Raw genomic sequence first — 18,456 nt, forward strand, 5'->3', positions numbered from 1 at the left:
CTGGGGCCCCGTAGGATGGACCGCATGGCGAAGACCGGTACGACGACCCAGGGGCTGCGCGCCGCGATCGAGCGCAGCGGCTACTACCCGGCACTCGTGGCCGAGGCGGTGGAAGCCGCCGTCGGCGGCGAGCCGATCGCGTCGTACCTGGTGCACCAGGAGACCACGTTCGACGCGAACGAGGTCCGCCGCCATGTCACCGTCCTCGTCCTGACGGCGAACCGGTTCATCGTCAGCCACACCGACGAGCAGGCCGCCGACTCCGGCTCCCCGACCCCGTACGCGACCACCTCCACCGAGTCGGTGAAGCTCGGCCGGATCTCGTCGGTCGTGGTCAGCCGCGTGGTCGCCAATCCGGAGTCGTACACCCCCGGCACGCTGCCGCGCGAGGTCGTCCTGACCATCGGCTGGGGCGCGGTCTCGCGCCTCGACCTGGAGCCCGCCGCCTGCGGCGACCCGAACTGCGACGCCGACCACGGTTACACCGGCAGCTCCACCGCCGACGACCTCAGCCTGCGCGTCAGCGAGGCCGGTGACGGGCCCGACACCGTCCGCCAGACCCTGGTCTTCGCCCAGGCGCTCTCCGAAGCCACGGCAGCCACGCGCTGATGGCCCAGCCCGCAGTGTGGCCGGACGACCCCGTCTCGCTCGATGTGTACGCGGCGCCCGCGCCCGAGTACGGCAGCGGCTCGCTCGCCGACCTGCTCCCCACCCTCGCCGCCGGCCAGGGTGTCCCGGGGCTCGAGCAGTCCATCGCCGAGCTCACGCCCGCCGACCGGAACTGCGTCTTCCTGATCGACGGCCTCGGCTGGGAGCAGATCAGGTCCCACCCCGACGAGGCCCCGTTCCTGACCTCGCTCCTCGGCACGTCCCGCGGCGGTACCGGAGCGCCGATCACGGCCGGGTTCCCGGCGACCACCGCCACCTCGCTCGCCTCCGTCGGTACGGGCCTCCCGCCCGGCGCGCACGGCCTGCCCGGCTACACCGTGCGCAATCCCGAGACCGGCCAGCTGATGAACCAGCTCCGGTGGAGGCCGTGGACCTCGCCGAGGGCCTGGCAGCCGTATCCCACCGTCTTCGAGCTGGCGGACCGGGCGGGGGTGCACACCGCCCAGGTGTCGTCCCCCGCGTTCGAGCAGACGCCGCTCACCAAGGTCGCGCTCAGCGGCGGCACGTTCCACGGCCGCCTGACCGGCGAGGAGCGCATGGACCTCGCCGCCGAGCAACTGGCCGCCGGTGACCGTTCGCTGGTCTACACGTACTACAGCGAGGTCGACGGCAAGGGGCACCGGTTCGGCATCGACTCCGACGCCTGGCGCGGACAACTGATGTACGCGGACCGGCTGGTGGAGCGGCTCGCCGACCAGCTGCCGCCCCGCGCCGCGCTGTACGTCACCGCCGACCACGGCATGATCGACATCCCCTTCGACGAGCAGTCCCGCATCGACTTCGACGAGGACTGGGAACTGCGGGCCGGTGTCGCCCTGCTCGGCGGCGAGGGCAGGGCACGCCATGTGTACGCCGTGCCCGGCGCGGAGAACGACGTCCTCGCCGTGTGGCGTGAGGTGCTGGGGGAGCAGTTCTGGGTGGCGAGCCGCGACGAGGCCGTCGCCGCCGGCTGGTTCGGCCCGCAGATCGACGACCGGGTGTACGGGCGGATCGGCGACGTCGTCGCGGCCGCCCACGACGATGTGGTGATCATCGCCTCCGTCAACGAACCGAACGAGTCCGCCATGGTGGGCATGCATGGTTCCATGACCCCCGCGGAGCAGCTCGTGCCGCTCCTCGAAGTACGTTCCTGAAAGCCCTCCACCCAGACCCGAAAGGTCTCATCTCCTCATGCCCGAGCTGGTGTTCTTCTCCGGAACGATGGACTGCGGAAAGAGCACCCTCGCTCTTCAGATCGAGCACAACCGGTCCGCGCGCGGCCTGCAGGGCATGATCTTCACGCGTGACGACCGGGCCGGCGAGGGCAAGCTCTCGTCGCGGCTGGGGCTGGTCACCGACGCGGTAGAGGCCGCAGAGGGCTTCGACTTCTACGCGTATCTCGTCGACCGCTTCTCCAAGGGCGGCCGTTGCGACTATGTGATCGCCGACGAGGCGCAGTTCCTCGCGCCGGACCAGGTCGACCAGCTCGCCCGCGTCGTCGACGACCTGGAACTGGACGTCTTCGCCTTCGGTATCACCACCGACTTCCGCTCCAAGCTGTTCCCCGGCTCGCAGCGGCTCGTCGAACTCGCCGACCGTGTCGAGGTGCTCCAGGTCGAGGCGCTGTGCTGGTGCGGTGCGCGCGCCACGCACAACGCCCGCACCGTGGGCGGTGTGATGGTCGTCGAGGGCGCGCAGGTCGTCGTCGGGGACGTCAACCAGTCACCGGACGAGGTCGGTTACGAGGTCCTGTGCCGGCGTCACCACCGCCGGCGGATGACGGCGGCCTCCGCCCGGGCGGCCGCCCTCTCCCCGGACGTCCTGCCGGTCGAGGCCGACCCGGACGCCGTCGGCGCCCGTGACGCCCGTGATGTCAGGGGACGTCCGACCGTACGATCGTGAACACCGCGCCCTCGGGGTCGGAGACGGTCGCCGCCCGCCCGCGGGGGCCCGGTCCCGGCGCCTCGATGACGTGACCGCCCAGCTCCACCACCCGGTGCGCGGCCGCGTCGGTGTCCTCGACCTCGAAGTACGTCATCCAGTGCGGACCGCGCTCGCGGGGCAGGGTCCGGCCCATCCCCCGCACCGTGGCGACGGGACGGCCGTCGAGCCGTAGCGTGAGTCCGTCCGGCCCGGATCCGTCCTCCTTGGCCTCGTGGCCGAAGACCGCCTGGTAGAACTTGCCGACCGACGAGGTGTCCCTGGTCCGCAGCTCGTTCCAGACGGGCGTCCCGTGCGTGCCGTACACGGCGGTGCCGGTGTGCTCCGCCGCCTGCCAGACGCCGAACACCGCGCCCGCCGGGTCCGATGCGATCACCAGCCGTCCCGCGTCGGCGGCGTCGAGCGGCCCGACGCCGACCGTGCCGCCGCAGCTGCGGATCACCTCCGCGGTCACGTCGGCGTCGTCGCTCGCCAGATACGCGGTCCAGGCGACCGGCAGATGCCTGTCGGCGGGCAGCCGGCCGATGCCGGCCACCACCTTCCCGCCGAGCATCGCGCGGACGTAGGGCCCCAGCTGCGTGGGGCCGGGTGAGAACTCCCAGCCGAACAGCGCCGCGTAGAACTCCTGTGTCGCGTCAAGGCCGTGCACCATGAGGCTCACCCAGCAGGGCGTGCCCGGGGGGCGCCGAGTCGCCTCGGTCATCGTCACTCTCTCCTCGGACCATCGTGGTGGCCGTACGGGGGGACCTGGCGCGTCCACGGTCGTGGGGAGGCTCTGCGGAGACCGTTGCGCTCGAGCCGATGTTGTCATCACCAGGGGCCCGGTGCGCCCTGGCCGCGCCGGATATGGCGGGTTCCCGCCGGAGGTTGCCCGTTTTGGGGCCGCTCATCCTCTTCGGGGGCGTTCCGGTGCGCCAGGCCGGTGCGCGAGGATGGCCGTATGAATCCGATCATCTCCGCGGCCGGTCTCTCGGACGAGCTCGCCGGCCCCACCCCGCCGGTCCTTCTCGATGTCCGCTACCGGCTCGGCGGGCCGCACGGTCGGCCCGACTACGAGGCCGGGCACATCCCGGGCGCCGTCTTCGTCGACCTCGACGCCGAACTGGCCGGACCGCCAGGAGCCGCCGGCCGTCATCCGCTGCCCGACGTCGAGGCGTTCGGCGCGGTCATGCGCCGGGCGGGCATCGGTCCTGGCACCCCCGTCGTCGCGTACGACGCCGACAAGGGCTGGGGCGCGGCACGCGCCTGGTGGCTGCTGCGCTGGGCCGGGCACGACGACGTCCGGGTGCTGGACGGTGGACTCGCGGCGTGGACCGGGCCGCTCGAGACGACGGTTCCCGTCCCACAGGAGGGCACTTTCGAGCCGAAGCCGGGTGCGCTGCCCCTGCTCGACGCCGACGACGCCGCGGCGACGGCCCGTGACGGGCTCCTGCTCGACGCCCGGGCGGGGGAGCGCTACCGCGGCGAGGTGGAGCCCATCGACCCGGTCGCCGGGCACATTCCGGGCGCGGTCTCGGCGCCGACCACGGAGAACCTGGACGACCAGGGCCGCTTCCGCCCGGCCGAGTGGCTGGCGGCCAGGTTCGCGGAGCTCGGGGCCCGTGCGGACGCGGGTCCCGTGGGCGTCTACTGCGGCTCCGGCGTCTCGGCCGCCCAGCAGGCGCTGGCCCTGGAGATCGCCGGCTTCGACCACGCTCTGTACGCGGGCTCCTGGTCGGAGTGGTCCCGCGACCCGGAGCGTCCGGTCGCGACGGGTCCGCGGCGGGGCTGATCGCACGCCACAAGGGCCGGTCCCCGCGGGGCCGGCCCTTCGTGCGAAACGTTCCTACTCCTGCTTCTTGCGGCGCGTTCCGAAGACGATCTCGTCCCAGCTCGGTACGGCGGCGCGGCGGCCGGGACGGACGCCGTCCGCCTCCGCCTGCCGGTCCGTGGTGCCCGTCAGCCGGTCCCGGTGGCCGGCCACGGAGCGCGGCATCAGCACGTCCGCGTACGCGGAACCGGCGCCGGCCGACGCGGCGGGCGCCACCGGCTCCTCCTCGGCCTCGACCTCCTGGCCGGGCTCGACGGCGGGCGGCTCCGACGCCACGGGCCGCTCGGGCACGACCATGTCGCCGCGGAAGTTCGGCACGGCCTCCAGCAGGCTGGTCAGCGAATCCCGCTCGTCCTTGTCGTCCGCGTCGGCGGAGGGCGCGGACGGGCGCTCGATCTGCCGGTCCAGGGCGCGGTCCAGCGGCCGGTCCCTGGGCAGGCGCGCGATGCGCGGGACGAACGGGAAGCTCGGCTCCTGCGCGATCGTGTCGTCGGTCTCGCCGATCAGGGCGCGCGCCTCGTCGTCGACGGCCTGGACGAGCCGCCTCGGCGGGTCGTAGGTCCAGCTCGCCGAGTGCGGTTCGCCCGCGACCCGGTAGACGAGCAGGACCTCCCAGGTGCCGTCGTCGCGGCGCCACGAGTCCCACTGGACGGTGTCCTTCTCGGCACCGCGCAGCAGCAGCCGCTCCTGCACGGCCTCGCCCAGCTGCGGACCGGTGTTCTCACCGGGGCGGCGTACGGGGGTCTTTCTGGCCCGCTCCGCCATGAAGGCCCGCTCTGCGAGGACCGGGCCCTCGAAGCGGCGCACCCGGTCGACCGGGATGCCGGCGAGCTGAGCGACCTCCTCCGCGGAGGCACCGGCACGTATACGCGCCTGGATGTCACGGGGGCGGAGATGGCTCTCCACCTCGATCTCGATCTGGCCGAGCCGGGCACGGTCATTACGCACGGCGGCACGCAGGCGCTCGTCGATCGGAAGCGTGTATTCCGTGCTGTCCGCAGCCTTGAGCACCAGTCGTGTGCCGTCGTTGGAGACGGCCACGACACGCAGTTCGGGCATGGGGACCTCCCGGGTGGTGCCTGCCGACGTCACCTGCGTCGCTGCTTCCGCTAGTCGAGTCGAGTGTGGCCTGCCCGGGTGCAGCCTGCCACAACCTTGCCGAGTTGCCCGGCGTGTCGGGCGCGAGCCCTGGATCGCCGTTATGGCACGGTGATCTATTCGCCACTCAGCGTGATCGGTCGTCACTCTGAGCGATAGATCTCCATGCTTCACCGCGGTGCCGCCGGATCGAGCGCCGCTTTCGGCCCCCAACCTGGGATCCGGACACCACGAGGGAGGCCGGGCCCAGGGCTCGCCACAGTACTCCATTCGGGCCATCCGGGTGGACAGCCGCGCCGCCGAACTTCGGCAGAGGGGTACCGGATTGGCGCTCGAACGCGGGGTGACCAGGTGTTGTGCTTCACGGAAACACCAGAAACGGAACTATTCTCTTCGTTCAAATGTCCTATCTCGGTGCATGGCGGGCAGACGGAGAAAGGTGGCTGAAGGCGCGTCAGAAGCCCGATTCATGGACGGAGCGTCAGAAAGGCGGCGAACGGCCCGCGGTGAGCGGGCGCGGCCGGCCGGCGTCAGTCGCCCAGCACCCGGCGCAGATACGGATTCTGGAAGACCCGGTCCGGGTCGAGATGGTCGCGCAGCGCGGTGAACTCGCCGAACCGGGGGTAGGCCTCGGCGAAGTAACGCGCGTCCCGCGTATGGATCTTTCCCCAGTGCGGCCGTCCGCCGTGCGCCGTCATGATCGACTCCACGGCGGTGAAGTAGGAACGGTACGGCGTGCCGCGGTACATGTGCACCGCGATGTACGCCGTCTCCCGGCCCGAGGCCGTCGACAGCGTGATGTCGTCGGCGGGGGCCGTGCGCACCTCGACAGGGAACCCGATCCGCAGCGGCGAGCGCTCGATCATCGCCCTGAGCTCGCGGAGCGCCGTGACCGCGGCCTCCCTGGGCACCGCGTACTCCATCTCCACGAACCGCACCCGGCGGGGCGATGTGAAGACCTTGTAGGGAATGTCCGTGTAGGTACGGGCGGACAGCGCGCGGCTGGAGAGCCTGGCGATCGCGGGAACGGCCGCGGGCACCGCGCGGCCCAGCGAACAGGCCACCTGGAAGGCCCCGTTGGACAGCAGCTCGTCCTCGATCCAGCCGCCGACCCTGCCGGGCGGCGCCGCGGGGCCGGAGCTGCGGTTGTTGCGCTTGGTGTTGCAGTTCCCGGTGTGCGGGAACCAGTAGAACTCGAAGTGCTCGTTCTCCGCGTGCAGGGCCTCGAAGTCCGCCAGGACCCGGTCGAAGGACATCGGTTCCTCGCGGGCGGTCAGCAGGAAGACCGGCTCCACCGCGAACGTGATCGCCGAGACGACCCCGAGTGCGCCCAGGCCGATCCGGGCCGCGGCGAAGACCTCGGGATTCTCCTTCTCCGAGCAGGTCAGCACGGCCCCGTCGGCGGTCACCAGCTCAAGGCCCTTGATCTGCGCGGCGATCGAGGCGGAGTCGCGGCCGGTGCCGTGGGTGCCGGTCGACGTCGCGCCGGCGACGGTCTGCTCCATGATGTCGCCCATGTTCGTGAGCGACAGCCCCTCACGGGCGAGGGCGGTGTTCAACCGCTTGAGCGGGGTGCCCGATTCGACGGTGACGGTCATCTCCGAGCGGTCGATCCGGCGGATCCCCGTCATCAGGTCCGGCCGTATCAGCAGCCCGTCGGTGGCCGCTATGGCCGTGAACGAGTGCCCCGTGCCGACCGTCTTGACCCGGAGGCCCTCCGCGACCGCCGAGCGGACCGCGTCGGCGAGCTCCTCCACGGACGCGGGGCGGACCTCTCTCGCGGGCCGGGAGACAACGGTCCCCGCCCAGTTACGCCACGGGCTGTTCCCGCTGCTCCGGGTCCTGATCACGCTGCTCACGCTGCCCCTCCCGCATCGGCACCGGCCTGCGCAGCCGGCGGTACCCCAGGAACGCCACCACGGCCGCGAACACCCCCGCGACGCCGGGCACCGCGTACCCCGCAGCGGCACCCTGCGCGTCGACCACCCAGCCGGCGGCCGAGGAACCCAGAGCGACGCCGACCGCGAGCCCGGTACCGGTCCAGGACATGCCCTCGGTCAGCTTGCTGCGCGGTACGTGCGCCTCGACGAGGGCCATGGTCGTCACCATCGTCGGCGCGATGGCAAGGCCCGCGACAAAGAGCGCCACGGCCAGGAACGGCAGGCTCCCGGCCAGTTGGAGGGGGATCATACTCACGGCCATCGCGCAGACGCCCAGCACCCACCTGCGGGCGGGCTCACCCTTCAGGTGCAACAGGCCGAAGACGGCGCCCGCGAGGCAGGAACCGAGCGCGTAGACCGCGAGCACCCAGCTCGCCGCGGCCTTGTGGCCCGTCTCCTCCGCGAACGCCACCGTGACCACGTCCACCGCGCCGAAGATCACCCCGGTGGCGACGAACGCGGCCACGAGCACCTGGAGACCGGGAGAGCGCAGCGCGCTGCCGCCGGAGTCGTGCGACGCGGGGTGGGGCTTCGGCTCCGTGGCCCGCTGAGCCGTCAGCCACCAGACGCCGACCAGCAGGAAGCCGGCGGCGAGCAGCGGACCGGCCTCCGGGAACCACAGGGTGGACAGCCCGATGGAGATGATCGGCCCGAAGATGAAGCACACCTCGTCGATGATCGACTCGACCGAGTAGGCGGTGTGCAGTTCCCGGGGTGAACCCTCGAGGAGCGCCGCCCAGCGCGCCCGGGTCATCGCGCCGACGCTCGGCGCACAGCCCGCGACGGCCGTGAAGGCGAACAGCGTCCAGTCCGGCGCTCCCTGCTGGGCGCAGATCAGCAGTCCGGTGACGGCGGCGAGCGTGACGAGAGTGGCCGGACGCAGCACCCTGCGCTGGCCGTGGCGGTCGACCAGACGGGAGACCTGCGGGCCCAGCACGGCCGCGGACAGCGCGAGCGTCGCGGTGAGTGTGCCGGCCAGGCCGTAGCGTCCGGTGAGCTCGGAGACCATGGTCATGATCCCGATGCCCAGCATGGACAGCGGCATCCGGCCGAGGAGGCCTGCGGTGGAGAACCCCAGAGAGCCGGGGGTGGCGAAGATCGCGCGGTACGGACTGGGCAACAGGGACTCCGGTAAGGCGTAAGGGCAGCCTTCACAGATTACGCGCCCCACCTCGGCCGGCGCACCGCGGTTTTTCCGCCGTCGGAGACGGGTGGCAGGATCGACCCCATGTCCGATCTGCGTGACCCAGCGCCTTACGACGCCCTTCTGCTGCTCTCGTTCGGCGGCCCTGAAGGCCCGGACGACGTGGTCCCGTTCCTGGAGAACGTGACCCGCGGCCGAGGCATCCCGAAGGAACGGCTGAAGGAAGTGGGGCAGCACTACTTCCTCTTCGGCGGCGTCAGCCCCATCAACGACCAGAACCGGGCGCTGCTCGAAGTCCTGCGCAAGGACTTCGCCGAGCACGGGCTGGACCTGCCGGTCCACTGGGGCAACCGCAACTGGGCGCCGTACCTCACCGACACCCTGCGCGAGATGACCGACGCGGGACACCGGCGCATCGCCGTCCTCGCCACCAGCGCCTACGCCTCGTACTCCGGCTGCCGCCAGTACCGGGAGAACCTCGCGGACGCGCTGGCGACGCTGGAGGCGGAGGGGCGGCGACTGCCGCGCGTCGACAAGCTGCGGCACTACTTCAACCACCCCGGCTTCGTACGGCCCATGATCGACGGGGTCCTCGCCTCCCTCGCCGACCTGCCGGAGGACGTCCGCGCCGGTGCGCACCTCGCCTTCACCACGCACTCGATCCCGACCTCCGCGGCCGACGCCTCCGGCCCCGCCGCCGAGCACGGGGACGGCGGCGCCTACGTCCGCCAGCACCTCGACGTGGCCCGGACCGTCGCCGAAGCCGTCGCCCACGAGACCGGCGTCGAGCACCCCTGGGAGCTCGTCTACCAGTCCCGCAGCGGCGCCCCGCACATCCCCTGGCTGGAACCGGACATCTGCGACCACCTGGAGAGCCTGCACGCCGCCGGTGCGCCGGCCGCCGTCATGGTCCCGATCGGCTTCGTCTCCGACCACATGGAGGTCCTGTACGACCTCGACACGGAGGCCACCGCGAAGGCCGCGGAGCTGGGCCTGCCGGTGCGCCGCTCCGCGACCGTGGGCGCCGACCCGCGGTTCGCCGCCGCTGTACGCGACCTCCTGCTGGAACGGGCCGCCTCCGAGCGCGGCATCCCGGCGGAACGCTGCGCGCTGGGAGCGCTCGGCCCGAGCCACGACCTCTGCCCTGTCGGGTGCTGCCCGGCCCGCGCGGCCCGGCCCGCGGCGGCAGGCGCAGACAGCCCGTACGCGTGAAGGAGACCCCTGTGACCGACCCGCTCCCGTCCGAACTGCTGACCCTCGCCCTGGAGGCCGCCCGGAGAGCCGGCGCCCTGCTGAGGGACGGCCGCCCGGACGACCTGGGCGTCGCCAGGACCAAGTCCAGCCCCATCGACGTCGTGACCGAGATGGACATCGCGGCGGAGAAACTGATCACCGGCTTCCTCTCCGAGCACCGCCCGGACGACGGTTTCCTCGGCGAGGAGGGCGCGGCCACGGTGGGCACCAGTGGTGTGCGCTGGGTCATCGACCCGCTCGACGGCACCGTCAACTACCTGTACGGACTGCCCACCTGGGCCGTCTCCATCGCCGCCGAGCTCGACGGCGAGACCGTGGTCGGCGTCGTCGAGGCCCCCATGCGGCGCGAGACCTTCCACGCGGTGCGCGGCGGCGGCGCGTTCCTGAACGACCGGCCCGTACGGTGCCGGCCGGCGCCCCCGCTGGACCAGGCCCTGGTCTCGACCGGCTTCAACTACGTCCACACCGTCCGCACCCACCAGGCGGACGTCGCCCAGCGGCTGATCCCGCAGTTGCGCGACATCCGGCGCAGCGGCTCGGCGGCGATCGACCTGGCGGACGTGGCGGCGGGCCGCCTGGACGGCTACTACGAGCGCGGGCTCAGCCCCTGGGACCTCGCCGCGGGCGACCTGATCGCCCGCGAGGGCGGGGCGCTGACCGGGGGCCGCCCCGGGGACGGACCGTCCGGCGACCTCACGGTCGCGGCGGTGCCGGGCGTCTTCGAGCCGCTGCAGGCGTTGCTGGAGGAAATGGGGGCGTGGCACGACTGAGGCAGGCGTGGCCGCGCCTGCGGCGGGCGTGTTCCCCTCCCCGCCCCTTCCCGAACCGGGCTCCGCCCGGACCCGTACCGCGCTCCGCGCGGTGCCCTCAAGCGCCGGGCGGGCTGACTCTGTCAGCCTCGCCGGCGTTTGAGGCGCGGGGGTCCGGGGGCAGAGCCCCCGGTTCCGGGAAGGGGCGGGTAGGGGAACGGCCCCGCGCGGCGGCCCCGCACCGCGGAGACCGGGCCCCGCAGCGGCCCCGCCCCGCAGCGGCCACGCCCCCACGCCAGAGGCCCGGCCCCGCTTCGCGCGGGGCCGGGCCTCGGTGCAGCACGGTCGGAGATCAGGCCGCGGTGAGCTTCACCCCGTGCTCGGCGGCGAGGCGGTGGAGATCGTCCAGCTCCGCCTGCTCGACGTCAGCGAGGAAGTCGTCGCCCGTCTCCCGGGCGACCGTCAGGTCGTCCTCGGCGGCCTTTATGCGCTGCAGCAGTCCGGCAGTGAAAGCGTCCATGATGCGCCCCCTCGTCGTAGGTCGGTGGCACGGGGGTGTGCCGACGGTGGGTTGATCAACCCTGGAACAGGTCGTGGTGCGCCACACACAGGGCGTGATCGGGATGTGCAGTCGTCCTCCCCAGGCCTTCCCGGGTGGAAACCTCAACTGTCCCGGAAATCCTCGTTATTCCTTGGTGCGGTTGTCGAGCCTGTTCGCCTTACAGCCGGTTTACGCGCGTAACGGGCAGGATGGAGCCGCACAGTCAGTGCGCAGACCTGCCCTGTCACGGTGACGGGGCTCCCGAGAGAGGACAGCGACGTGCGCGTACTCGTCGTCGAGGACGAGCAGCTGCTCGCCGATGCGGTGGCCACCGGACTGCGCCGGGAGGCCATGGCGGTCGACGTCGTGTACGACGGCGCCGCCGCCCTCGAGCGCATCGGGGTCAACGACTACGACGTGGTGGTGCTCGACCGCGACCTTCCCCTGGTCCACGGGGACGACGTCTGCCGCAGGATCGTCGAGCTGGGCATGCCGACCCGGGTGCTGATGCTGACGGCCTCGGGGGACGTCAGTGACCGCGTGGAGGGCCTGGAGCTCGGCGCCGACGACTATCTGCCCAAGCCGTTCGCGTTCACCGAGCTCACCGCCCGTGTGCGTGCCCTCGGGCGGCGTACGACGGTGCCGCTGCCGCCGGTGCTGGAGCGCGCCGGCATCAAGCTCGATCCGAACCGTCGCGAGGTCTTCAGGGACGGCAAGGAGATCCAGCTGGCCCCGAAGGAGTTCGCGGTCCTGGAGGTCCTGATGCGCAGCGAGGGCGCGGTCGTCTCGGCCGAGCAGCTGCTGGAGAAGGCCTGGGACGAGAACACCGACCCCTTCACCAACGTGGTGCGGGTGACCGTGATGACCTTGCGCCGCAAGCTCGGCGAACCGCCCGTGATCGTCACGGTGCCCGGCTCCGGTTACCGGATCTGATCGCATGGCCACCGTTCCCGCGCCGCCGGAGGCACCACCGAAACCGACCTGGGACCCCAGGGAGCCGGTCCGCCCCTGGCTGCGCCCCACCATCCGGATACGGCTCACCCTGCTGTACGGCGGGATGTTCCTGATCGCGGGCATCCTGCTGCTGTCGATCATCTATCTCTTCACCGCGCAGGCGCTGCACGTCGGCGTCGCGGATCTCCCGTTCAAGATCGTCGAGGGCAAGGTCCAGCCCACCACGGACTGGTGCACCCTCCCGGAGGAGGGTTCCGGCGAGCAGTTCAACCAGGCCGTCTCCGCCTGCCTCCAGCACCAGCGCGAGCTGGCGCTGGACGACCTGCTGCGCCGCTCCCTGTTCGCCCTGCTCGGGCTGAGCATCATCGCGTTCGCCTTCGGCTACGCGATGGCCGGCCGGGTGCTGTCGCCGCTGGGCCGGATCACCCGCACCGCGCGCCAGGTGGCCGGTTCCGACCTCTCGCGCCGGATCGAGCTGGACGGACCCGACGACGAGCTCAAGGAGCTCGCCGACACCTTCGACGAGATGCTGGACCGCCTGGAGCGGGCCTTCACCGCGCAGCAGCGGTTCGTGGCGAATGCCTCGCACGAGCTGCGTACGCCGCTGGCGATCAACCGCACGCTGCTCGAGGTGCACCTCTCCGATCCGGGAGCTCCCGTGGAGCTCCAGCAGCTGGGCAAGACGCTGCTGGCCACCAACGAGCGCAGCGAGCAGCTGGTCGAGGGCCTGCTGCTGCTCGCCCGGAGCGACAACCAGATCGTCGAGCGCAAGCCCGTGGACCTGGCGGAGGTGGCCTCACGCGCCATGGACCAGGTCCGCTCGGAGGCGGACGAGAAGGGCGTGGAGGTGCGGGGGGAGCGCCGGGCAGCGGTCGTCCAGGGCAACGGCGTGCTGCTGGAGCGGATCGCGCTGAACCTCGTGCAGAACGCCGTCCGGTACAACGTGCCGGGGGGCTGGGTGGAGGTGACCACGGAGGTCGAGCACGGCCAGGCGGTCCTGCTGGTGACCAACACCGGACCGGTGGTCCCCGCCTACGAGATCGACAACCTCTTCGAGCCGTTCAGGCGCCTGCGCCAGGAGCGCACGGGCAGCGACAAGGGGGTCGGCCTGGGGCTCTCCATCGCGCGTTCGGTGGCCCGCGCTCACGGGGGCCGCATCTCCGCAGTGCCGCGCGAGGGAGGCGGGCTGGTGATGCGTGTCACTCTTCCGGTCTGAGTTTCTCGTCCGATGTTCGCTTTAAGCGGAATATTCGGAAACGGCATCCGGCGAATCCATGTGCGATCAATCACAGGGGACGAATCGGATCGCTCTACGCTCCGTGATCGATGATCGTGCGGAAAGCCGGTAAAAGCCCGGGTTTCCGGGGGGTGACATCACGGGAAGTACACGGGGTGGCGCCCGTGAAGCACGCCCGCGGACCGTGTACGGTCCCCATCGCCATCCAACCCGATCACTCTCGAGGGGTCCGGTTGGGTGTCGATTGAGTAACAGACCTTGATGTGAGGCAAAATCTCCGCCTCAGGTCGGGCACAAGTCCGGCCTCTCACGCGTTACGTGCGCTGAGACACCGCAACCACCCAGAGGGGGAGAGCGACATGGCAACGGACTACGACACCCCACGCAAGACCGACGACGACGTCGATTCCGACAGCCTTGAGGAACTGAAGGCCCGGCGGAACGACAAGTCCACCTCGACCGTCGACGTCGACGAGTTCGAGGCCGCGGAGGGCATGGAGCTCCCCGGGGCCGACCTGTCCAACGAGGAGCTCGCCGTCCGGGTCCTGCCCAAGCAGGCCGACGAGTTCACCTGCATGAGCTGCTTCCTCGTGCATCACCGCAGCCAGCTGGCGCGCGAGAAGAACGGCCAGCCCATCTGCCGCGACTGCGACTGAGGCAGGGCCGCCAGTGGCAGGCGAGAAACCGTCCGGGAAGCGGCGCTTCCGGCGTCATGGACAGCCGGAGGCGTACCAGGGCGGTACGGGCCCCTCACAGGACGCTGCGGCGTCTGCGGAGGACTCGTCCGCATCGCTGCCGTACGACGCGACCGAGGGTGTGGAGCGGGGCCTGACGGCCTCGCTCGAGACGTCCGGCCAGGCAGGGTCCCCGACCAGGGCCCGACGCCTGGCCACGGTCACCAAGGGCGTCGTCAAGGGCGGTGAGAGCGCAAGGGCGGGCCTCGCCCGGCGGGGGCAGGGCGCGCGCACAAGGCTCGTGAGGAGCAAGGAGAGCGCCAAGGCGGCGCTCGCGCACATCGCCGACGTGCTGATCGACAACGCGCCGCGCATTCCGGTGCGTGACCTGGAGAAACTGCGCAAGCAGTTCCCCGGCCTCTCCCCCGAGCAGCTTGCCGACAAGCTGGTCGCGGGAGCGGCCAACGCCACTTCCACGGTGGGCGCCGGTATCGGCGCCGCCGCGATGATGCCCGTGCCGCCGGCGATGCCGACCGAGCTCGCGGCGGAGATCGTCGGCGTCGCCGCCATCGAGCTGAAGCTCATCGCCGAGCTCCACGAGGTCTACGGGGTGCGGCCGCCCGGCTCCCTCAAGGACCGCAGCACCGCGTATCTGACCGTCTGGTCGCAGGAGCGCGGGATCGAGGTCACCAAGCCCTCGACGTACAACGTCTCGATGGGCGGCCAGCTCAAGCGCCAGCTGCGCCAGCAGATCATGAAGCGCATGGTGCGCAATCTTCCGAACCTGATGCCGTTCATGGTCGGCGCGGCCGTCGGCGCCGTGATGAACCGCCGTGACACCAGGAAGCTCGCCGAGCGTATCCGCGCCGACCTGCGCGACAGGCAGGTCCCGTGGGACGCGCTCCCCGCGCTGCCGCCCCTGGAGCAGCCGCGGCACCCTCTGCGGCACCCGGAACTGCCCCTGGGACCGGACGGCGCCTGACCGGCGGCGGAACGGGCCCTACACCGCGCGGACGGCCGTCAGGGCGGCGGCCAGCGCCTGCGGGTCCCGTGTCGACAGATAGACGTACGGAGTCGGGTCCTCCGGATCGGTGATCTCGATCCGTACGGCTGTCGGGACGTAGCTGCGCAGCAGCATGAAGGCCCGCGGATCGGCCTTGTGGAGCCGCCAGGCCCGCGCCTCCTCCGCGTCGAGCACCTCGGCCTCACCGAGCGCGGAGACCGGGATCCGCGCGTCCCCCGCGACGAGGGAGCCGGCCACCACCCGGATACGGGCCGAGCCGTAGGAGCTGACCAGCGCCGACGCCAGCGCGCCCGCGGCGATGACCCCGCCCAGCATCGGCAGGGTGCCCAGCGGCAGCAGGATCAGACCGCCGGACAGGGCGACGAGGGCGGTGACGGCCCACCAGGATCGGGGCGCGGTCAGACGTTCTGCGTACTGCGGGGCGGAAGGCTGCATGAATCCAAGCTTGGCACGGTGCGACCGGCGGGTAGCCGCGCGGGTAAGGTCTGCGCCTGTGAGCAACGCGAACTCCCGGGGGGCGACCCCCGTACCCCCGGCCGGTTCCTCGGCCCTGAGCCCGCCGGCCGACGCCACGGCGCCTGTGCGGCACCCCGACGCGCCCGCCCCGGGCGAACTCCTCGGCGCGCACTACGGACACTGCTTCGGGTGCGGCGGGCAGCAGCCCCACGGCCTGCATCTGGAGGCACGGGCGCAGGAAGGCGTCCGCGTCACCGCCGAGTTCACCGTCAAGGCCGCGCACCAGGGCGCCCCCGGTCTCGCGCACGGCGGCGTGCTCGCCTCCGCGCTCGACGAGACGCTCGGCTCGCTGAACTGGCTGCTGCGGGTCATCGCGGTGACCGGCAAGCTCGAGACCGACTTCGTGCGGCCCGTGCCGGTCGACACCGTGCTCCACCTCGACGCCGAGGTCACCGCCGTCGCCGGCCGCAAGATCTACTCGACCGCCACCGGACGCATCGGAGGCCCCGACGGGCCGGTGGCCGTGCGGGCGTCCGCCCTGTTCATCGAGGTCAAGGTCGACCACTTCATCGAGAACGGCCGCCCCGCAGAGATCCAGGCGGCGATGGCCGACCCCGACCAGGTCCGGCGCGCACGCGCCTTCGAGGTGAACCCCTGATGCGTGATCCCGTCGACGTGCTCATCCGCCGCGTGCACCCCGAGGTGCCGCTGCCCGCGTACGGGCACCCCGGTGATGCGGGTGCCGATCTGGTGACGTGCGAGGCCGCCGAACTCGCCCCCGGTGAGCGTGCCGTGCTGCCCACCGGAGTGTCGATCGCCCTGCCCGACGGGTACGCGGCCTTCGTTCACCCCCGGTCCGGGCTGGCCGCCCGCTGCGGAGTCGCCCTCGTGAATGCCCCAGGGACGATTGATGCCGGGTACCGTGGGGAAATCAAGGTGATCGTGGTCAATCTCGATCCACGCGAGAGCGTGCGGTTCGAACGGTTCGACCGGATCGCCCAACTGGTCGTCCAGCAGGTCGAGAAGGTGCGCTTCCACGAGGTGGCGGAGCTTCCCGGATCTGCGCGGGCCGAGGGGGGCTTCGGGTCCACCGGCGGTCATGCCGCCGTGGACGGCTCAACGGGTGGGAATCGATACGCTTCGGTCGTATCCGACCGGGAAGGACAGTGACGTGTTCGGACGTCGCAAGAAGAGTGGTTCCGCCGGGGACGCGGCGGACGCAGCGGACGGCGCCGAGCGAGTCGCCGACGAGTCTGCCGAGCTCGGCACGGAAGCCGGGGACAGCGGCGCCCGCCGGGTGAACCTCCCGCCGGCGCCCCGGCCCGACGGCCCCTGGGACGTCTCCGAGGTCTCCAGGCCCGGCGAGGGCCGGGTCGACCTCGGCGGCCTGTTCGTGCCCGGGGTCGAGGGCATGGAACTGCGGGTCGAGGTCGCCGGTGACGCCATCGTCGCGGCCACCGTCGTGCTGCGCGACAGCGCCGTACAGCTCCAGGCCTTCGCGGCGCCCAAGAAGGAGGGCATCTGGGGCGAGGTCCGCGAGGAGATCGCCTCCGGTATCACCCAGCAGGGCGGCATCATCGACGAGGTCGAGGGCCCGCTCGGCTGGGAGCTGCGTGCCCAGGTGCCCGTACAGCTCCCGGACGGCACCGGCGGTGTGCAGCTGGTGCGCTTCGTCGGCGTCGACGGCCCCCGCTGGTTCCTGCGTGGAGTGATCTCCGGGCAGGGCGCGGTGCAGCCGCAGGCCGCCGGTCTGCTCGAGCAGATCTTCAGGGACACCGTCGTGGTGCGCGGCGAAGGGCCGATGGCGCCTCGCGACCCGATCGTCCTCAAGCTGCCGGAAGACGCGCAGATGGTGCCCGAGGGCGTTCAGCAGGAGGAGCAGGAGGGCTCCCGGTTCTCCGGGGGCATGGGCCAGCTCCAGCGCGGCCCCGAGATCACAGAGGTGCGCTGACAGCCGTCGGCGGCCTCGTACGACAGCGTTGTGGCCCGTGGGCCCGCACCCCATGGGTGCGGGCCCACGGGCCGTTCCGGACTGCTCACCATGGGTTCCGGCGCGACCGTTGCCCGTGCGCGTGGCCCTGCACATACTGTGCCGGACACGATCCGGCACGGGGGGACATCCAGATGACCGAGAGCAGCAGCGCACAGTCCGGCACGGCCGTCGTCGACGACGCGTCGCGGCACATGGTGCGGGTCGAGAACCTGCACCGGTCGTACGGCACGGGAGCGGCGGCCGTCCACGCGCTGCGCGGTGTCTCCTTCGAGATCCCGCGGGGCGAACTGGTCGCCCTCAAAGGCCGTTCGGGCTCGGGCAAGACCACGCTGCTCAACCTGGTCGGCGGGCTCGACACCCCGGACCAGGGGCGGATCACCGTCGACGGCACCGACCTCTCCGGACTCGGCGAGAACGGCCTGCTGGAGCTGCGGCGCGACCGGATCGGCTTCATCTTCCAGTCGTTCGGGCTGATCCCGATCCTGAGTGCGGCGGAGAACGTCGGTGTGCCGATGCGGCTGCGCAAGGCGGACCCGCGTGAGCGCGAGGAACGCGTGGCGCTCCTGCTCGCCCTGGTGGGCCTCGCCGACCATGCCGCCCAGCGCCCGGGCGAGCTGTCGGGCGGACAGCAGCAGCGCGTCGCCATCGCCCGCGCGCTCGCCAACCGGCCCAAGCTGCTCATCGCGGACGAGCCGACCGGGCAGCTGGACGCGGAGACGGGACTGGCCGTGATGGAACTGCTGCGCGCGGTGGTCCGCGGCGAGAACGTGACCGCCCTCGTCGCCACGCACGACCCTCAGCTCCTGGGCCTCGCCGACCGCGTTCTGGAACTGGCCGACGGCGAGATCGTCGAAGCCTGACCTGTCGGCCCCGGGCGGTCCTCGAAGCCTGACCTGTCGGCCACGGGAGGTTCCCGCACCCCGCCGCGGAGTGCCCGGGGGCGCCGGGCCGGCCGGCGCCGCCGTATCAGAATCGCGTCAATACGCACCCCGT

General features: G+C 71.9%; 20 protein-coding genes. 14 read left to right on the forward strand and 6 right to left on the reverse strand.

Annotation, left to right across the window (positions count from 1 at the left end; translation table 11 throughout):
• Positions 1-24 precede the first annotated feature (24 nt).
• Genes AB0K36_RS06425 through AB0K36_RS06435 form a run of 3 tightly spaced genes read left to right on the forward strand, consistent with a single transcriptional unit; the run spans position 25 to position 2,550 of the window.
• Positions 25-609 (forward strand): DUF5998 family protein, encoded by a 585-nt coding sequence (locus AB0K36_RS06425; RefSeq protein ID WP_307708671.1) that lies wholly within the window; start codon positions 25-27, stop codon positions 607-609.
• Positions 609-1,802: an alkaline phosphatase family protein gene (locus AB0K36_RS06430; protein ID WP_364589096.1), complete on the forward strand. Its 1,194-nt coding sequence runs from the start codon at positions 609-611 to the stop codon at positions 1,800-1,802. Before AB0K36_RS06425 ends, AB0K36_RS06430 begins: the two co-directional genes overlap by 1 nt.
• A 37-nt stretch (positions 1,803-1,839) precedes the next feature.
• Positions 1,840-2,550 carry a thymidine kinase gene (locus AB0K36_RS06435; protein WP_364589099.1) on the forward strand — a complete coding sequence of 237 codons (711 nt, stop codon included), beginning with the start codon at positions 1,840-1,842 and terminating at the stop codon, positions 2,548-2,550.
• Here AB0K36_RS06435 and AB0K36_RS06440 read toward each other — a convergent pair.
• Positions 2,522-3,292: a VOC family protein gene (locus AB0K36_RS06440; protein ID WP_364589102.1), complete on the reverse strand. Its 771-nt coding sequence runs from the start codon at positions 3,290-3,292 to the stop codon at positions 2,522-2,524. The genes AB0K36_RS06435 and AB0K36_RS06440 overlap by 29 nt on opposite strands.
• A 237-nt stretch (positions 3,293-3,529) precedes the next feature.
• On the opposite strand from AB0K36_RS06440, the gene AB0K36_RS06445 reads away from it, so the two are divergent.
• Positions 3,530-4,360 (forward strand): sulfurtransferase, encoded by an 831-nt coding sequence (locus AB0K36_RS06445; RefSeq protein ID WP_364589105.1) that lies wholly within the window; start codon positions 3,530-3,532, stop codon positions 4,358-4,360.
• A gap of 54 nt (positions 4,361-4,414) precedes the next feature.
• Here the strand turns inward: AB0K36_RS06445 and sepH are convergent, their stop codons facing one another.
• The 3 genes from sepH to AB0K36_RS06460 form a co-directional block, all read right to left on the reverse strand.
• Positions 4,415-5,458 carry a septation protein SepH gene (gene sepH, locus AB0K36_RS06450; RefSeq protein WP_189474726.1) on the reverse strand — a complete coding sequence of 348 codons (1,044 nt, stop codon included), beginning with the start codon at positions 5,456-5,458 and terminating at the stop codon, positions 4,415-4,417.
• A 569-nt stretch (positions 5,459-6,027) separates the two neighbouring features.
• Complete coding sequence (locus AB0K36_RS06455; RefSeq protein ID WP_435877799.1) at positions 6,028-7,356, reverse strand: D-arabinono-1,4-lactone oxidase; 1,329 nt, start codon at positions 7,354-7,356, stop codon at positions 6,028-6,030.
• Positions 7,307-8,557: an MFS transporter gene (locus AB0K36_RS06460; RefSeq protein ID WP_189474727.1), complete on the reverse strand. Its 1,251-nt coding sequence runs from the start codon at positions 8,555-8,557 to the stop codon at positions 7,307-7,309. The genes AB0K36_RS06455 and AB0K36_RS06460 overlap by 50 nt, the downstream gene beginning before the upstream one ends.
• 108 nt (positions 8,558-8,665) lie before the next feature.
• Here AB0K36_RS06460 and AB0K36_RS06465 point away from each other — a divergent pair, with 108 nt between their 5' ends.
• Both AB0K36_RS06465 and AB0K36_RS06470 read left to right on the forward strand, forming a co-directional pair.
• Entirely contained in the window at positions 8,666-9,793 is a 1,128-nt protein-coding gene (locus tag AB0K36_RS06465; RefSeq protein WP_364589109.1) for a ferrochelatase, read from the forward strand.
• 11 nt (positions 9,794-9,804) lie between these two features.
• The gene (locus AB0K36_RS06470) at positions 9,805-10,605 is read left to right on the forward strand and encodes an inositol monophosphatase family protein (protein ID WP_364589112.1); all 801 of its coding nucleotides are present in this window, start codon (positions 9,805-9,807) and stop codon (positions 10,603-10,605) included.
• Positions 10,606-10,936: 331 nt separating this feature from the next.
• On the opposite strand, the gene AB0K36_RS06475 is transcribed toward AB0K36_RS06470, so the two are convergent.
• Positions 10,937-11,104 (reverse strand): hypothetical protein, encoded by a 168-nt coding sequence (locus AB0K36_RS06475; protein WP_167306803.1) that lies wholly within the window; start codon positions 11,102-11,104, stop codon positions 10,937-10,939.
• A 300-nt stretch (positions 11,105-11,404) separates the two neighbouring features.
• Here AB0K36_RS06475 and AB0K36_RS06480 point away from each other — a divergent pair, with 300 nt between their 5' ends.
• The 4 genes from AB0K36_RS06480 (at position 11,405) to AB0K36_RS06495 (ending at position 14,972) form a co-directional block, all read left to right on the forward strand.
• Positions 11,405-12,058 carry a response regulator transcription factor gene (locus AB0K36_RS06480; RefSeq protein WP_189474730.1) on the forward strand — a complete coding sequence of 218 codons (654 nt, stop codon included), beginning with the start codon at positions 11,405-11,407 and terminating at the stop codon, positions 12,056-12,058.
• Positions 12,059-12,062: 4 nt separating this feature from the next.
• Positions 12,063-13,295 carry a sensor histidine kinase gene (locus AB0K36_RS06485; RefSeq protein ID WP_189474731.1) on the forward strand — a complete coding sequence of 411 codons (1,233 nt, stop codon included), beginning with the start codon at positions 12,063-12,065 and terminating at the stop codon, positions 13,293-13,295.
• A 380-nt stretch (positions 13,296-13,675) separates the two neighbouring features.
• A complete protein-coding gene (locus tag AB0K36_RS06490) occupies positions 13,676-13,972 on the forward strand; it encodes a DUF4193 domain-containing protein (RefSeq protein WP_005310959.1) in 297 nt (98 codons plus the stop codon).
• 13 nt (positions 13,973-13,985) lie between these two features.
• Positions 13,986-14,972 (forward strand): hypothetical protein, encoded by a 987-nt coding sequence (locus AB0K36_RS06495; protein WP_364589117.1) that lies wholly within the window; start codon positions 13,986-13,988, stop codon positions 14,970-14,972.
• An 18-nt stretch (positions 14,973-14,990) separates the two neighbouring features.
• Here the strand turns inward: AB0K36_RS06495 and AB0K36_RS06500 are convergent, their stop codons facing one another.
• Positions 14,991-15,449 (reverse strand): DUF3093 domain-containing protein, encoded by a 459-nt coding sequence (locus AB0K36_RS06500; RefSeq protein WP_364589120.1) that lies wholly within the window; start codon positions 15,447-15,449, stop codon positions 14,991-14,993.
• Between the two features lie 58 nt (positions 15,450-15,507).
• On the opposite strand from AB0K36_RS06500, the gene AB0K36_RS06505 reads away from it, so the two are divergent.
• The 4 genes from AB0K36_RS06505 to AB0K36_RS06520 all read left to right on the forward strand — a co-directional run bounded on the left by AB0K36_RS06505 (position 15,508) and on the right by AB0K36_RS06520 (position 18,323).
• Entirely contained in the window at positions 15,508-16,128 is a 621-nt protein-coding gene (locus tag AB0K36_RS06505; RefSeq protein ID WP_189474737.1) for a PaaI family thioesterase, read from the forward strand.
• Positions 16,128-16,640, forward strand: coding sequence for a dUTP diphosphatase (gene dut, locus AB0K36_RS06510; RefSeq protein WP_037773579.1), 513 nt, complete (start codon positions 16,128-16,130; stop codon positions 16,638-16,640). Before AB0K36_RS06505 ends, dut begins: the two co-directional genes overlap by 1 nt.
• A 1-nt stretch (position 16,641) precedes the next feature.
• On the forward strand, positions 16,642-17,421 hold the full coding sequence (locus AB0K36_RS06515; RefSeq protein ID WP_364589124.1) for a DUF3710 domain-containing protein: 780 nt from the start codon (positions 16,642-16,644) through the stop codon (positions 17,419-17,421).
• 173 nt (positions 17,422-17,594) lie between these two features.
• Positions 17,595-18,323: an ABC transporter ATP-binding protein gene (locus AB0K36_RS06520; RefSeq protein WP_364589127.1), complete on the forward strand. Its 729-nt coding sequence runs from the start codon at positions 17,595-17,597 to the stop codon at positions 18,321-18,323.
• Positions 18,324-18,456 lie beyond the last annotated feature (133 nt).

It is taken from the genome of Streptomyces kurssanovii, assembly GCF_040677245.1.
In the GTDB taxonomy this organism is placed as follows: Bacteria; Actinomycetota; Actinomycetes; order Streptomycetales; family Streptomycetaceae; genus Streptomyces; species Streptomyces kurssanovii.

Excerpts from the sequence above, each read along its gene's own strand:
- AB0K36_RS06425 (WP_307708671.1), top strand. The coding sequence starts at position 25 with ATGGCGAAGACCGGTACGACGACCCAGGGGCTGCGCGCCGCGATCGAG.
- AB0K36_RS06430 (WP_364589096.1), top strand. The coding sequence starts at position 609 with ATGGCCCAGCCCGCAGTGTGGCCGGACGACCCCGTCTCGCTCGATGTG.
- AB0K36_RS06435 (WP_364589099.1), top strand. The coding sequence starts at position 1,840 with ATGCCCGAGCTGGTGTTCTTCTCCGGAACGATGGACTGCGGAAAGAGC.
- AB0K36_RS06440 (WP_364589102.1), bottom strand. The coding sequence starts at position 3,292 with ATGACCGAGGCGACTCGGCGCCCCCCGGGCACGCCCTGCTGGGTGAGC.
- AB0K36_RS06445 (WP_364589105.1), top strand. The coding sequence starts at position 3,530 with ATGAATCCGATCATCTCCGCGGCCGGTCTCTCGGACGAGCTCGCCGGC.
- sepH (WP_189474726.1), bottom strand. The coding sequence starts at position 5,458 with ATGCCCGAACTGCGTGTCGTGGCCGTCTCCAACGACGGCACACGACTG.
- AB0K36_RS06465 (WP_364589109.1), top strand. The coding sequence starts at position 8,666 with ATGTCCGATCTGCGTGACCCAGCGCCTTACGACGCCCTTCTGCTGCTC.
- AB0K36_RS06475 (WP_167306803.1), bottom strand. The coding sequence starts at position 11,104 with ATGGACGCTTTCACTGCCGGACTGCTGCAGCGCATAAAGGCCGCCGAG.
- AB0K36_RS06485 (WP_189474731.1), top strand. The coding sequence starts at position 12,063 with ATGGCCACCGTTCCCGCGCCGCCGGAGGCACCACCGAAACCGACCTGG.
- AB0K36_RS06490 (WP_005310959.1), top strand. The coding sequence starts at position 13,676 with ATGGCAACGGACTACGACACCCCACGCAAGACCGACGACGACGTCGAT.
- AB0K36_RS06500 (WP_364589120.1), bottom strand. The coding sequence starts at position 15,449 with ATGCAGCCTTCCGCCCCGCAGTACGCAGAACGTCTGACCGCGCCCCGA.
- dut (WP_037773579.1), top strand. The coding sequence starts at position 16,128 with ATGCGTGATCCCGTCGACGTGCTCATCCGCCGCGTGCACCCCGAGGTG.
- AB0K36_RS06520 (WP_364589127.1), top strand. The coding sequence starts at position 17,595 with ATGACCGAGAGCAGCAGCGCACAGTCCGGCACGGCCGTCGTCGACGAC.